Source organism: Roseibium sp. (assembly GCF_048261595.1).
Classification (GTDB): Bacteria; Pseudomonadota; Alphaproteobacteria; order Rhizobiales; family Stappiaceae; genus Roseibium.
The window spans coordinates 236,079-250,455 of sequence record NZ_JBLXFW010000003.1 but is presented as its reverse complement, the minus strand read 5'-3'; the positions used below and the strand labels follow the sequence as shown (position 1 = coordinate 250,455).

General features: G+C 59.1%; 12 protein-coding genes. 4 read left to right on the top strand and 8 right to left on the bottom strand.

Annotated elements, in window-relative coordinates:
• Positions 1 to 3 precede the first annotated feature (3 nt).
• Positions 4 to 996: an acryloyl-CoA reductase gene (gene acuI, locus ACN0SY_RS12280; protein ID WP_417687423.1), complete on the bottom strand. Its 993-nt coding sequence runs from the start codon at positions 994 to 996 to the stop codon at positions 4 to 6.
• Positions 997 to 1,146: 150 nt separating this feature from the next.
• On the opposite strand from acuI, the gene ACN0SY_RS12275 reads away from it, so the two are divergent.
• Entirely contained in the window at positions 1,147 to 1,527 is a 381-nt protein-coding gene (locus ACN0SY_RS12275) for a thiol-disulfide oxidoreductase DCC family protein (protein WP_417687422.1), read from the top strand.
• A gap of 207 nt (positions 1,528 to 1,734) precedes the next feature.
• Here the strand turns inward: ACN0SY_RS12275 and ACN0SY_RS12270 are convergent, their stop codons facing one another.
• From ACN0SY_RS12270 to ACN0SY_RS12260, 3 genes are all read right to left on the bottom strand, one after another.
• The gene (locus ACN0SY_RS12270; protein ID WP_417687421.1) at positions 1,735 to 3,903 is read right to left on the bottom strand and encodes a TRAP transporter permease; all 2,169 of its coding nucleotides are present in this window, start codon (positions 3,901 to 3,903) and stop codon (positions 1,735 to 1,737) included.
• Positions 3,904 to 4,027: 124 nt separating this feature from the next.
• On the bottom strand, positions 4,028 to 5,002 hold the full coding sequence (locus ACN0SY_RS12265; protein WP_417687420.1) for a TAXI family TRAP transporter solute-binding subunit: 975 nt from the start codon (positions 5,000 to 5,002) through the stop codon (positions 4,028 to 4,030).
• Between the two features lie 114 nt (positions 5,003 to 5,116).
• Positions 5,117 to 6,031, bottom strand: coding sequence for a LysR family transcriptional regulator (locus ACN0SY_RS12260; RefSeq protein WP_417687419.1), 915 nt, complete (start codon positions 6,029 to 6,031; stop codon positions 5,117 to 5,119).
• 143 nt (positions 6,032 to 6,174) lie between these two features.
• On the opposite strand from ACN0SY_RS12260, the gene ACN0SY_RS12255 reads away from it, so the two are divergent.
• From ACN0SY_RS12255 to pyk, 3 genes are read left to right on the top strand one after another with little or no spacing between them, the layout of a single operon-like run.
• On the top strand, positions 6,175 to 7,248 hold the full coding sequence (locus ACN0SY_RS12255) for a tartrate dehydrogenase (protein ID WP_417687418.1): 1,074 nt from the start codon (positions 6,175 to 6,177) through the stop codon (positions 7,246 to 7,248).
• A 6-nt stretch (positions 7,249 to 7,254) separates the two neighbouring features.
• Complete coding sequence (locus ACN0SY_RS12250) at positions 7,255 to 8,511, top strand: glycerate kinase type-2 family protein (RefSeq protein ID WP_417687417.1); 1,257 nt, start codon at positions 7,255 to 7,257, stop codon at positions 8,509 to 8,511.
• 27 nt (positions 8,512 to 8,538) lie between these two features.
• Positions 8,539 to 9,948, top strand: a complete 1,410-nt coding sequence (pyk, locus tag ACN0SY_RS12245) for a pyruvate kinase (protein WP_417687416.1) — start codon at positions 8,539 to 8,541, stop codon at positions 9,946 to 9,948.
• 48 nt (positions 9,949 to 9,996) lie between these two features.
• Here the strand turns inward: pyk and ACN0SY_RS12240 are convergent, their stop codons facing one another.
• The 4 genes from ACN0SY_RS12240 to iolD are packed head-to-tail and all read right to left on the bottom strand — an operon-like array spanning position 9,997 to position 14,375.
• Positions 9,997 to 10,776, bottom strand: coding sequence for a TIM barrel protein (locus tag ACN0SY_RS12240; protein ID WP_417687415.1), 780 nt, complete (start codon positions 10,774 to 10,776; stop codon positions 9,997 to 9,999).
• 28 nt (positions 10,777 to 10,804) lie between these two features.
• The gene (gene iolB / locus ACN0SY_RS12235; protein ID WP_417687414.1) at positions 10,805 to 11,599 is read right to left on the bottom strand and encodes a 5-deoxy-glucuronate isomerase; all 795 of its coding nucleotides are present in this window, start codon (positions 11,597 to 11,599) and stop codon (positions 10,805 to 10,807) included.
• Between the two features lie 11 nt (positions 11,600 to 11,610).
• Entirely contained in the window at positions 11,611 to 12,507 is an 897-nt protein-coding gene (iolE, locus tag ACN0SY_RS12230) for a myo-inosose-2 dehydratase (protein ID WP_417687413.1), read from the bottom strand.
• Between the two features lie 26 nt (positions 12,508 to 12,533).
• Positions 12,534 to 14,375, bottom strand: coding sequence for a 3D-(3,5/4)-trihydroxycyclohexane-1,2-dione acylhydrolase (decyclizing) (iolD, locus tag ACN0SY_RS12225; RefSeq protein ID WP_417687412.1), 1,842 nt, complete (start codon positions 14,373 to 14,375; stop codon positions 12,534 to 12,536).
• Positions 14,376 to 14,377: the final 2 nt, after the last annotated feature.

Below are 14,377 nucleotides of genomic sequence, written 5' to 3'. Positions count from 1 at the left end.
GCATCAGGCGTTCACGTCGACAACCGCTCGGCCCTTCACCTGACCCTTCAGGATGGCCCTTCCCAACTCCGGCAGATCGGCCAGCGCGGCTGGCTGGATCATGGCATGGAGCTTGTCGAGCGGAAGGTCTTTTGCCAGTCGCTCCCAGGCACGCACGCGATCCTCGTAAGGTCGCATGACGCTATCGATGCCGAGCAGGTTCACCCCGCGCAGCAGAAACGGCACGACCGTTGCCGGCAAGGCGGCGCCGCCGGCAAGTCCCACTGCGGCGACGGATCCGCCATATTTCATCTGCCCGAGCACCCTTGCGAGCATGGCTCCTCCGACCGCATCGACGCAGCCAGCCCAGGTCTCGCTTTCAAGCGGCCGCTTGACCGTTTCGCCGATCTCCTCACGCGGGACGATGCGGCTTGCCCCAAGCGACTTGAGGTAGTCTTCCGTTTCCGGCCGGCCAGTCACACCGGCAACCTCATAGCCGAGGTGGGCGAGTATGGCCGTTGCGACAGAGCCAACGCCGCCCGCAGCACCGGTCACCAGGACCGGCCCCTTGTCCGGCGCAAGCCCGTGATCTTCCAGCGCCATGATTGCGAGCATCGCGGTAAAGCCTGCCGTGCCGATGGCCATGGCATCGCGGGTCGTCAGTCCGGTCGGCAGCGGAACCAGCCAGTCGGCCTTCACCCGCGCCTTCTGCGCATAGCCGCCCCACCAGACTTCGCCAACGCGCCATCCTGTCAGAACGACCTTGTCGCCCGCCTTGTAGCGTGGATCCTCGGATTGCTCGACGGTTCCCGCGAAGTCGATACCCGGCACATGCGGGTAGGTTCTGACGAGGCCGCCGCCGGGCCCGATGCAAAGACCGTCCTTGTAGTTGACCGTGGAATAGTCCACGCGAACGGTCACATCGCCGTCAGGCAGGCGGGAATCATCGATCTCCTGAACCGCGGCGGAGGTTTCTCCGGCCTCATTCTTCTCAACGATCAAAGCCTTGAATGTCATGTTCGCTCCCTGTTTCAGCGGCCTGTCCGGCTAGTCTTGCTGCCAAGTCTAGCGCAGGCGATCAGGGAGAGAAGCCGAAGAAATCCTCTTTCTGTCTTTCTGCGTAAGAAAAGGCGCGAGGCAAATACGTGTCAGGGAAGCGAGCGCAGCGTGATTTCGGTCTTTTACGATGGCAAATGCGGGATGTGTTCCCGTGAGATCAACTATTTCCGCAAGCGTCACCCTCGAGAGCCGATCATGTGGCACGACATTGCACGTCATCCCGAAAGCCTCGATGGCACCGGCATCAGCCAGGCCGACGCCCTCATGTTCATGCGCGTAAAGGACCAGAGCGGCGAAATGAAAAGTGGCGTCGATGCCTTTATTGTCCTGTGGGCACAGTTCACGGGCTGGCGCGTCCTCGCGTTCCTGCTCGCCCGCCAGCCGATCAAGGCACTGGCCGGAAAGCTCTACGCTGTCTTCGCCGCCCGCCGCTTCGCGGCCTATCCACATTGCCGGTTGGCTGCAAAGGACTCAGGGACCGGCTTTTGAGCGGCGTTCTCCGCCAGATCAACGTTTCAAGCCTTGAAGACAGGCAGCACGCCCACTTCGCACTCGTCCAAACGCTCCGGGATGAAAGAAAGTGGCTGGACGAAGTTCCAAGTGATTGGAAAGACTGGTGACGTCGGCATCGCCCTCGCCCTGACACCACAAAAATAGCGGGGCCTCCCGCGACGCCCCGCCATCAGATTTGGCTGATCAATCCGCGCCGTGCGCAATCGCCTCCGGTGTGACAAGTCGTTTTTGCAAGAAGAAGACGAGAGCCGCGATACCGACACCGACCGCATCGGTGACCCATCCCCCCTCGATCATCGTCAAGGCAGCCACAAGGAGCGCAATACGCACCGCCGGGTTGGCTTTTCCAAAGAACCAGCCCTGGATCGCACTCGACAGCAGATAGACGCCCGCAATCGCGGTGATCGTGACATGGATCGCATCGGTTACCTCGCCCTGCATGAGCATGGCGTCCGAGTAGAAGAACATGTAGGGCACGATGAAGGCTGCCAGACCGATGGTGAAAGCCTCGAAGCTCGTCTTCATCGGATCCGAGCCGGAAAGAGCCGACCCCGCGTAGGCGGCAAGCGCCACCGGCGGCGTGATCGCCGACATGACAGCGAAATAGAAGATGAAGAAGTGCGCCGTCAAAGGATCAACACCGAGATTGATGATCCCCGGCGCAATCACGCTCGCCGCAACCGCATAGGCTGCCGTGGTCGGCATACCCATACCGAGTACGATGGAAACGAACATGGCGAAGATCAGAGCTAGAAGCTGGCTCTGATCGGCAAGGCCGAGCAGCAGAGCGGAGAACCGCGAACCGATACCAGTCAGGGCGATCACGCCGACGATGATGCCCGCAGCCGCACAGACGGCCACCAGCTGAAGAGCCATGCGCGCGCCCACTTCCAGTGCGTGGAACAGGCGCTGAGGCCCCATCCGGTGCGGCGTCAGCCAGGACACAACGGCCGCCGTGACCATTGCCAGCGTTCCGCAGCGGATAACCGAATACCCGGCGAACAACGCGTAGATCAGCACAATGATCGGCGTGAACAGGTAAACCTGCTTGAGAAGCTTGTCGAGACGCGGCAACTCAGAGCGCGGCAAGCCGGTCATGCCGTTTTTCAGGGCCGCGATATCGACCATGAAGAAGATGGACAGGAAGTAGATGATCGCGGGAATGATCGCGGCCCACACGATATCCAGGTAGGGAATACCGGTGATCTCCGCCATGATGAAGGCACCGGCCCCCATGATTGGCGGCATGATCTGGCCGCCGGTGGACGCTGCAGCCTCCACCGCAGCTGCAGTCTGCGGCCGATATCCGACTTTTTTCATCATCGGGATCGTAAGGCTACCGGTAGCAACCACGTTGCCGGCCGACGTTCCATTGATCATGCCCATGAGCCCGGAGGCGAAGACGGCAACCTTGGCCGGTCCACCGCGCTTATGACCTGCGGCGGCGAAGGACACATTCACGAAATACTCACCAACACGCGTCGTTTGCAGAAAGGCTGCAAAGACGACAAACAGAATGATGTAAGTGGAGGAAATTGCGATCGGCGCACCGAGAATGCCGTTGTCCGTGAAGATGTAAGTGAAGAACCGCTTTGCATCATAGCCCTTGTGGGCAAGGATCCCGGGCAACCATGGGCCCAGGAAAGCATAAGCGACAAAGATCCCGGCAATGATCACCAATGCAAGCCCGGCAAGGCGACGGGTGAGCTCGACAATCAGGACCACGCCAGTCACGGCTGCCCACATGTCGGATGGAAGTGCCATGGGCATGCCGGCGCGCAACTGCAGCTGTTGCGCAAAAAAGACGATATAGGCGATAGCTGCGACCGAAGAGAGCGCGAGAAGAATATCTCCAGGAGCGGTACGCCCCTTCCGGCGGTCCTTGAACACCCACCCATGCACGACCGCGGCGCATGTCCCGACGAAGAGCGGAATGCCGAAATACTTCAGGGCCCAGATCGGCGGAAAATCCTGACCCATCAAGCCATTGATCCAGATTGCGATGACCATGGCGAGGCCAAACAGCACGCCGCCAGCAGCAATCAGAAGAAGGAGCAGGTCAAGCGGGCGCCAGCGTGCGTCAGCATCTGAACGGCTTGTCTTGGCGCTGTAGATCATGAAGCCGAGAAACAGTCCCCCTCCGACGTGGATCAGCCGGTAGGTCCAGGTTTCCAGAGGCCAGACATTCATGACCAAGAGATGAAAGACCGTATAAGCGACGCAGGCAGTTGCGATGAACCATTGCCAGTTCTTGTTGAACTCTCGCTGATTGCTTGGGGCAGGTTCGTCATCAACGTGTGCGTTGGCGGTCTGAGCTTCAATCGCCGAGGCGGGTTCGTTGTTGGTCGTCATGTTCGGTAATCGCCTTGGGAAGCTGCACCTTGGTTCGCGCCCGGCAGCTTAGCTATTGCGGAAGAAACAGGCGGGATATTTTCTCCCGCCTGTGACTGTTCTGAACTGCTGGTCTGAGTGACGCCTAGCGAAGCGCCGGCGGGATCTTGAATCCGTTTTCTTCAAACCACCGCACAGCGCCCGGATGGAAGGGCATGAACGAGTTGTTTGATGCGTTCTCTGCGAGAGTTTCCTTGGCCGCCTTATGGTTTTGAACCATACGCTCGTTGTTTTCCATCGCCAATTTGGTCAGCTCATAAGCCAGGCTTTCCGGCATGTCGTCGCTCGCAATCGCAAAGTTCCACAGCGAAACGGTACTGACATCTTGCGGCTGGTCTTCGTATGTATTCGCCGGAATGATGAACGGAGACATGGCCGGCTCCGCCTTGATGAACTGGGCCATTTCCTCCTGGCTCATGCTCAGGAAGACCACATCATTCTCCACTGCCAGCTGGCTATAGGCGCCGGTCGGGATACCCGCGGCATAAACGAAAGCATCGATCAGACCGTCCTTGAGCTGACCTGCCGTATCGCCTCCACCGGCGTTGCTGATCGTGACGTCCATGTTCGCGGCCTTGAAGTATCGCGGCCAATAGGTTCCGGAGGTCCCGCCTGCAGGGCCGACGCCAACGCGTTTTCCTTCAAGATCCGCGAATGACTTGATGCCGGAACTTGCAAGCACGGCAGCTTGAAGAGGGGTCTGATACATCGGGAACAGTGCGCGGATTTTCTTGTGCTCTGCGCCAGGCATCAGTTTGCTCTTGCCGATCCACGCCTCATATGCCGGGCCCATGGTCACAAAGCCCATGTTGTGCTCGCCGGTTTCGACCAGCGTCACGTTCTGCACTGGGCCACCAGTGATTTCGACGCTGGCGGTAATGCCGAGCGCCTCGCCGATCATCGTCGCAAATCCGCTGCCATAACCGAAGTAGGTTCCGCCCTGACTACCGGTGCCGATTGTAAGGTTTGAAGGCCAGCCCTCGCGGTCTTCCGCAAATGCGGAAGTTGCGATCAGGCCCGCGACCGCGACGGATGTCGCTATTTTCAATAGATTCAGCATGTAGATTTCCTCCCAAAGAAAGCACGAACGGCGTGCCCGTTGCGAGGAACGCTACCGTGATAAAAATCATCGGCTCAACAGCATTCAATTATATAAAAATTTGAAATAGTAAAATCATGCCGTTTCCGCGAGTTTTTCAAGGTGCTGGTCAAGCACATCGAGGAACCAATCACGTGCCGGATCCCTGGTGTCGCGGAGCCAAACTGCCGAAAGCGCAAGCCTGTTCCTGGCCGTACCGGCAGGAACATTCAAGGGAACGAACGCGACACCACCGACGGCCAATCTTGATGCCCATTTGGGTACGATCGCGAGACCGACCCCCGTGCTCACCAGATTAACTATGGTCTGCTTTTCCTCTGCAATCTGAGCCACACGCGCCGTTAATCCTGCCTCGATAAAGAGCTTCATCGTCAGGTCATGGCTATGGGGTCTGGATCGCCGGTCCGGCACAATGAGCGGCTCATCTGCCATATCTTCCACGGATATAACCGACCGCCCTGCCAAATGATGGCTTTCCGGCAACGCCACCACAGCAGTTTCATGAAACAGCGGCCGAAAGATGAGACGCGGATCTTTTAGCTCCGGAGGACGGACAAAGGCGACGTCCAGGCGGCCTGACAAGAGACGTGGGAGCAGACGGATCGTCTTCTGTTCGAGAAGCTGGATATCCACCTCCGGATGCGCTTCACGGAAATGCGGCAATAACTGCGGAATGAGGCCGGCAGCCGCGCTGTCAATTGCGCCGATCCTTACAATCGACGTCCTTTCCCTAAGATTGTCCCTGAAGACCGCTTCGACGTTGTCGACACGCTCGAGGATATCTCGCGCAGCAACAACGAGCGTATTGCCATCCTCGGTCAATGAGACGTTCCTTGTTGTACGAGACAACAGCTTACAGCCGAGGCTTTCTTCCAGAAGCTTGATTTGCCGGCCAAGGGACGCGGGCAGCATGTCCATTTTCTGCGCGGCGCGACCGAAATGAAGGGTATCGGCCACGGCAATGAAGCACCGGAGTTGACGTAGTTCCATATCAGCCTTCAATTATATCAATTTTTTATATGATCGATTGAGCATTGTTGTCTCGATGTCAAGTTGCGATTGTTGCCTCGACAAACCAGCGCATCGCGAAAAAATTGCAGTACGCTGGCAGAACATGCTTTTAGGGACGAGACATGCGGAACTATCAGATAGCTGCAATTCCGGCGGACGGAATTGGGCCGGAGGTCATCGAAGCTGGCGCCGAAGTACTGGCAGCCCTTGGACAACGCAGCGGTGATGTCGACTTCCAATTGAAATTCTTCGATTGGGGTTCCGACTACTACAAGAAGCATGGCGTCATGATGCCTGAGGATGGGCTCGATCAGCTCAAGTCTTTCGATGCCATCTACTTTGGCGCTGTCGGTGCGCCCGATGTGCCCGACCACATTACACTCTGGGGCCTTCGCCTGCCGATCTGCCAAGGCTTCGACCAGTATGCCAATGTTCGCCCCACCAAGATCATCCCGGGGATCACATCGCCCCTGCGCGACGTCGGCGTTGGCGATCTCGACTGGGTCATCGTGCGCGAAAACTCCGAAGGCGAATACTCAGGCCATGGCGGAAGAGCGCACCGCGGCCTTCCGGAGGAAGTCGGCACCGAAGTCGCGATCTTCACACGCGTCGGCGTCACTCGCATCATGCGCTATGCTTTCAAGTTGGCGCAGTCCCGGCCGCGCAAGCAGCTCACCGTGGTGACTAAATCCAACGCTCAGCGCCACGGCATGGTCATGTGGGACGAAATTGCCGCTGAAGTCGCGCAGGAATTTCCCGATGTGACTTGGGACAAGATGCTCGTAGATGCGATGACGGTTCGTATGACGCTCCATCCGCAGAGTCTGGACACGATCGTGGCGACCAACCTCCATGCGGATATCTTATCAGATCTCGCCGGTGCGCTTGCAGGCAGCCTTGGGGTTGCCCCGACCGCGAACATCGATCCGGAAAAACGCTTCCCATCAATGTTCGAGCCCATCCACGGCTCGGCCTTCGATATAACGGGCAAGGGGATTGCCAATCCGGTGGCAACCTTCTGGACGGCTGCGCAAATGCTGGATCATCTCGGTGAACTGGAATGCAGCTCGCGGCTGATGACCGCGGTCCAGAAGGTTTGCGAGGCGGGCATCCTGACCCCGGACGTGGGAGGGAAGGCCACCACCCGCGAGGTTACCGACGCCGTTGTAGAGGCCATCCGCGGCTCCAACGCCTAGAGTCCCATGGCCACCAATCAAACGAAACAGTTGCTGCGGGACATCTTCGCGGCCGGTGTTGCTCGCGCAGATCCACGCCAGATACTGGCATCATACCTCCCTGAACAGCCGCGTGGCCGCTGTATCGTCATTGGCGCCGGGAAGGCATCGGCCGCGATGGCCCAAGCCGTCGAGAGTGCCTGGCCCGATGTTCCCATAGAGGGTGCCGTGGTTGTCCCATATGAGCACGGCGCCCCAACGAAGCGTATAAGGGTTCTTGAAGCGTCTCACCCAGTTCCCGATGAGAACAGTGTCGATGCGGCTCTGCAGATGATCTCACTTGCAGAAAGTGCGGGGCCGGACGATCTCGTCCTAGCTCTGGTTTCCGGCGGAGGCTCCTCACTCCTCACCCTGCCCGATCCTCGCCTGAGCCTCGCCGACAAAATTGCGGTCAACAAGCTGCTGCTGAAGTCAGGTCTCAACATTTCGCAAATGAACCAGATTCGCCGCCGGCTCTCGGCTGTGAAAGGTGGCCGCCTGGCTTTGGCTGCAAGAGGCGCTCGCGTCGTCACTCTTCTGATTTCGGATATTCCCGGGGACACGCCCCACGACATCGCCTCCGGGCCCACGGTCCCGGCACCGGACACAGACAAGGACATATCCCACGTTATCGGCCAATTGGAGCCCAAGCTGCCTGAATCCGCACGCGATCTGCTACGCAAGCATCCTGTGCCAATGCCGGACTTTGACGTCGATTACCGCATGATCGCAACGCCGCGCATGGCTCTCGAGGCAGCGGCTTCAGCTGCCCGCGAAGCTGGCATCACACCGCTCATCCTTGGCGACGCCCTTGAAGGCGAAGCCCGGGAAGCAGGAACACTTATGGCTGGCATCGCGACATCTGCGTCCCTACACGGCTACCCTGTCAAGGCTCCGGTTCTCCTGCTTTCGGGCGGCGAAACCACCGTGACGATTGGATCCCGGCAACCAGGGCGCGGCGGCCGCAATACGGAGTTTCTCCTCGCACTTGCACTCGCCCTGCGAGGTCGCGACAACATCTTCGCTTTTGCAGGCGACACCGACGGCATCGATGGAACGGAAGATGCTGCAGGGGCGATCATCACCCCCGACACTCTGGCACGCGCGGAGGAAGCAGGTCTGGATCCGCGCCAGATGCTCGCCAGTCATGACAGCTATTCCCTGTTCAGTCAGCTGGAAGATCTGATCGTCACCGGTCCAACCCTGACCAACGTCAACGACCTAAGAGGCATTCTGGTCCTCTAGGAACGCCCCCTTTTTTTGGAGAGTTCGATGGTACCCAACAAGAAGGCGAAGGTCATTGCGACTGTTGGCCCGGCCAGTAATACCCCATCCATGCTTAGAAGACTGGCGGAGGCCGGCGTCGATACCTTCCGTTTGAACTTCAGTCATGGCGATCATGAAACCCACAAAGGCGTTATCGGCGCCATACGCGAGCTGGAAGGTGCGCTGGATAGGCCTGTCGGCATCCTGCAAGACCTTCAGGGCCCGAAGATCCGTCTCGGCAGGGTTCATGAAGGGAAAGCGCAGCTTTCAAATGGCCAGATCGTTCAATTTATTCCGGCAGAAACCTCCGACGACGTCGGCTGTCTTCCCCTTCCGCACCCTGAGATCTTTGCCGCCATCAAGCCGGGTCACCAGATCCTGATCAACGACGGTCAAGTGCGCCTGACGGTGACAAGTTCCTCCGATGAGATAATTGACTGCAAAGTTATCGTCGGCGGAACCGTGACCGACCGGAAGGGTGTCAATCTGCCCGACACCGTGCTCGACCTGCCGGTGCTGACGGAAAAGGACCGGCATGACCTGGAGTTTGGGCTCAAGCACGGCGTCGACTGGGTAGCCCTGTCTTTTGTTCAAAATGCGAGCGACCTTGATCAACTGCGCGCGCTTATAGAGGGCAAAGCCGGTCTGGTTGCCAAGATCGAGAAACCTTCCGCTCTGCTGGACCTGGAAAACATCATCCAAAAATCAGACGCGCTGATGGTGGCACGAGGCGATCTCGGCGTTGAAATTCCGCCAGAAGAAGTCCCTGCGAACCAGAAGGAAATCATCAGTCTTTGCCGCGCACATGGCAAACCGGTCATCGTTGCAACGCAAATGCTTGAGTCGATGATCTCCTCGCCGACGCCGACGAGAGCCGAAGCCTCTGACGTTGCAACGGCAATCTACGATGGCGCTGACGCCGTAATGCTTTCGGCCGAAAGTGCCGCTGGGTCCTATCCGGCAGAAGCTGTCGCGATGATGAACCGGATTATTGTCCGCACCGAACAGCACGGCCGACAGGACCGCGGCTCGCGAGCTTCTGCCCCGCCCAGGGGCGAAGCGAACAAGGCGGTTGCCGGAGCCAGCACACTCCTGTCAGAGGAAATCGGGGCCGACGCGATCGTTGCCTTCACAACATCCGGCGCGACAGCGCTTTGTCTGGCTGCTCAACGTCCCTGCCGCCCCTTGGTCGCAATCACTCCGTCTGTTGAAGTCGCCAGACGTCTTTGCCTTGCATGGGGTATCCAGGCCCTGGTGAACGAGGAAGCCCTCGACCATGAGAACGTCGTCGACTATGCACGTCATCTCCGCCTGCACCGCGAACAGGAATGTCAGAATTCCCGGATCATCGTCGTTTCCGGCTCGCCCTTCGGACAGCCCGGCAGCACCAACAATATCCGCGTCGCCGAACTATAATAGGGCCAACCAAGATGCCATCGCCCTTCCAGAGCCAAGGCGGGGAAGTCAAAGCGTGAAGGCACGCACAAAGGCATCGATAGCCGCATCGCTGTCGCCTTTTGCCCAGGCTTCCATCCCGATTGCCCCACGGTAACCCATGTCTTTCAACGCTCTGGCGATCCCGCCATAGTGAATCTCGCCGGTCCCAGGCTCACACCTCCCCGGATTGTCCGCAACCTGGATCTCACCGATCCAGGGAAGGCATTTTTCGCACCAGCGGACGAGATCTCCCTCGCCTATTTGGGTGTGATAGAGATCCAGGTTGATCCTGAGCTGGGGACGGTTGACGGACGACACCAGTGTCAAAACGTCGGCAGTCGAGCCGAAGGGACAGCCGGGGTGATCCATCAGGTTGAGGTTCTCCAGCGTGAAGACCACATCCTCCTCTTCCGCCATATCGCAGATCCGGTTGAGCGTGTCGCGCGCCTTGAGCCACATTGACCCATCGACGATATCCTGCTGCCAGATGGGAATGCCACCCTCGCCAAGCCCGGTCCCATGAAGGTTCAACCGGTCAACGCCAAGCCGTTTGCCAACCTGCGCTGTCTCGCGTGCCGACGTCACAAGCATGTCAGCACCTTCATCATCCGCGAGGCGTCCTTCCAGATACCCGTTCATGATCGTGTAGTTGGCGCCCAGCTTCTCGAGCTTGGCGACGTCGTGATCGGGATAGTTCCAAAGGCCGACGCCGAGACCACGTTCGGTCAGCCGCGCCACGCGCCAATCAATCGGCTTGTCGAGCCAGACCATTTCAGCACATACCGCCAACGGAAAGGGTTGGGACATTGTTCGTCTCGCAAATGTGTGACGGGTCTTACATCAGATGAGCGACGTTAGGCGCCGGAACAAAGCGCCACTTCCGCAAGGGACCAGCCATCACGTTGAGGTAATACATATCGAAGCCATGGGGCGCTCCGCAGGGATGGTGACCACGGGGCACGCAGACCACATCGTGATCATGCACCGTCATGGTCTCATTGAGCTGCAGGTCGTCCGTATAAACACGCTGGATCCCGAAGCCATCAGCAGGGTTGAGCCGATGGTAATAGGTCTCTTCAAGATAGGTAATCCTCGGAAAATCATCCTCATCGTGCCGGTGACTCGGATAGGATGACCAGTTGCCCGCGGGCGTAAACACCTCGGTGACAAGAAGGCTGTCGCAATAGTCCTCGTTCTCCATCGCAATGTTGTTGATGAAGCGGGAATTGCTGCCCTCTCCGCGCTGGGTCAGCGTAATCCCTTCGGGGCCGATGCGGCGCGCCTCATGGCCGGATTTTCCCGGGGCCTTGCACACCGCAATCGTGCAATCCGTCGCAGCCTTTGCCGTCCAGTCCTCGCCATTGGGAACGTAAAGGCAATGCGGAGGCGTCCTTTCGAAGACGCTCATGCGCTCACCGAGCTCGCCCCAGTCCTTGCCTGCCGCGGTGAACCGCGCTTTGCCTTCAACCATCACAAGAATGACTTCTGTGGTTCCGGTAACATCAGAGGCGTTTTCCCCTTCCCGCAAGCGGTAGAGCTCAAAGCCAACGTAGCGCCAACCGGCACTTTCAGGGGTAATCTGGTGCACCTTGCCGTGGGTTCCGAAGGGGCGTTTCAAAAGATCCGGCATCGCGCGTCTCCTCAAATCAGGCCAGTTTCGCGGGCGATCCGCTTCAATGTGTGCAGACCGAGCGTCTGGTACAGCAAGGGATTGCGGTCAGCCGGGTCCTGCTCGGCTTCGATGACGATCCAGCCGTCATAGCCATTATCCGCCAGGAGCTTCAGAAGCGGTGTGAAATCAATTGCCCCGTCCTGGTCACCCGGTACGGTGAAGACACCGGCCCGAACGCCATCCATGAACGACAAGCCCTCTGCCTCCACCTTGGCACGCACCACTGGCCGGACATTTTTCGCATGGAAGTGCCGCACGCGGCCAATGTGCTTGGCCAGGACCGAAGCCGGTTCGCCGCCACCGAAGTAGCAATGTCCTGCATCGAACAGAAGCTTGGTTGCCGGCCCGCTCGCAGCCATGAAGGCGTCGATATCCTCCGGGCTCTGGACCACGGTGCCCATGTGATGATGGTAGACAAGGTCGATGCCCTGATCTGCGCAGAATTGCGCGATGGCTTCGACCCGGGCACCGAAGTCCTTCATCTCCTGGCTATCGAGAACCGGGCGGCTGGTCAACGGCGTATCGAGCCCCTGCACCGAGTTGGAGGTCTCGCACACGATACAAACCTTGCAGCCATTGTGCTTGAGCTTGTCCAGATGCGGCTGGATCGCCTTTTTCTCATCCTCGATCGAATGAGTGAGGAGATTGAGCGAGTGCCAACCGGAGATGAACCTCATCCCATATCCGGCAAGCAACTGGCGGAGCGCTTCCGGATCGTCCTGAGGCCAGCGGTGCCCGTTTTCGATACCGTCGAATCCGATCAGACGGCCGGCCTCCTCAAGGATCCGCTGGGTCGGGATGTCGGCGCCGAGCGTTTGGTCGTCGTCATTGGCCCAGGCGATGGGGTTGGTGCCGAATTGAATCATGCTTGCTGCCTCCAGATGTGAACGCGTCAGTTCACAAGGCGTTGTTGTTGTTTATTTTTCAGATAGTCGGCATAGGCCGCCTTCAGCTTGCCGGTTGCCCCGGTCTCAGGGACGGCGACATCCCACCAGTGTCCAGCGTCTCCGAAACCCGGCCCTTCCGCCGGATCGGTGTCGATCACGATCACCGTCGGAATATCCCTTCCCCGCGCCTCGGCAATTTGGGCCTCAAGATCAGCGGTGCTCTTCGCCTTTACCGCATGAGCGCCCATGGATCTTGCATGGGCCACATAGTCGATGTCCGGCTGCTGCTCGACATTCGAGCTTGCGTAGAGATTGTTGAACTCTTCACCGCCGCACCCTTGCTGCAGACGGTTGATGCAGCCGTAACCCCGATTGTCCGTCAGCACGACTGTGAACGCCACTTTGCGCATGACCGCGGTCGCAAGTTCCGAATTGGCCATCATGTAGGACCCGTCGCCCACAAAACAGATCACCTCCCGCTCGGGCGAAGCAAGTTTGACACCCATTGCGCCGGCGATTTCGTAACCCATGCAGCTATAGCCATATTCCATGTGATAGCCGCCCTGGGAGGGCTGCCAGAGCAGCTTGAGGGCGCCCGGCATGGTACCGGCGGCACACATGGCGATCGCATCCTCTCCGGTTGCACGCTGCACCGCGCCGATCACTTCACAATCCATCAGCCGCTCGCCTTCTGGGCGCTTGCGATCCCGGCAATGCTGATCGACGGCTTCAAGCCAGGACGCACGTGCGGACACGTCAGGAAGCCCCGGCTTGTGCCCCTCCAGGGCCTCTGTAGCCGCCTCCAGAACCACCTTGGCGTCGCCCATCACCGGGACAGCGCCATGTTTGACCGCGTCATAGGCAGCAATGTTGATGGAGACGAGTTTCAGATCCGGGTTCTTGAAGAGAGCCCAGGAGCCGGTGGTGAAATCCTGGAACCGCGTTCCAATGCCGATAACCAGATCGGCAGCCTCGGCAACGGCGTTCGCGGCAGCAGATCCGTCAACCCCGGAAGCGCCGAAATTCATTGGATGGCTTTGGGCCAGAGCCGACTTGCCGGCCTGCGTCTCGACGACCGGTATGCCGTACCGCTTGGCAAAGTCACCGAGAACATCTTCAGCCCGGCTGTAAATCACACCGCCACCTGCAACGATCACCGGCGCCTTCGCCGCCTTGATCAGGGAGACCAGCTCACCGAGTTCGTGTTCGTCTGCCTGGGGCCGGCGGATGCGCCAGACCTTTGGTTCGAAAAATTCGGCAGGATAGTCATATGCCTCGGTTTGAACATCCTGGCAAAAAGACAGGGTCACAGGGCCGCAGGTTGCCGGGTCGGTCATTGTCGCGAGCGCCCGCGGCAGACAGGTCAGAAGGTGCTCAGGCCGGGCAATGCGGTCGAAATAACGGCTTACAGGCCGGAAGCAGTCATTGGCCGAGACAGTGCCATCTTCGAAGGCCTCAACCTGCTGCAGCACCGGATCCGGACGCCGGTTTGCGAAAACGTCTCCGGGAATGAACAGAACCGGCAACCGGTTGACGTACGCAAGCGCCGCCGCTGTCACCATATTGGTCGCTCCCGGGCCGATGGACGAGGTCACCGCCATGGCGCGGGTCCGTTTCTTCGCCTTGGCATAGGCAATGGCGGTATGCGCCATGGTCTGTTCATTCTGCCCGCGCCAGGTCGGAAATTCCTGTTTCGCCTTTTCCAGCGCTTCGCCGAGCCCGGCCACATTGCCGTGTCCGAAGATGGCCCAGATGCCATCGATGAACCGGTCGCCATCTTCTGTCATCTGGGCAGAAAGCCATTTGACCATGGCTTGTGCGGCCGTCAGTCGGACAGTCTGTATCATTG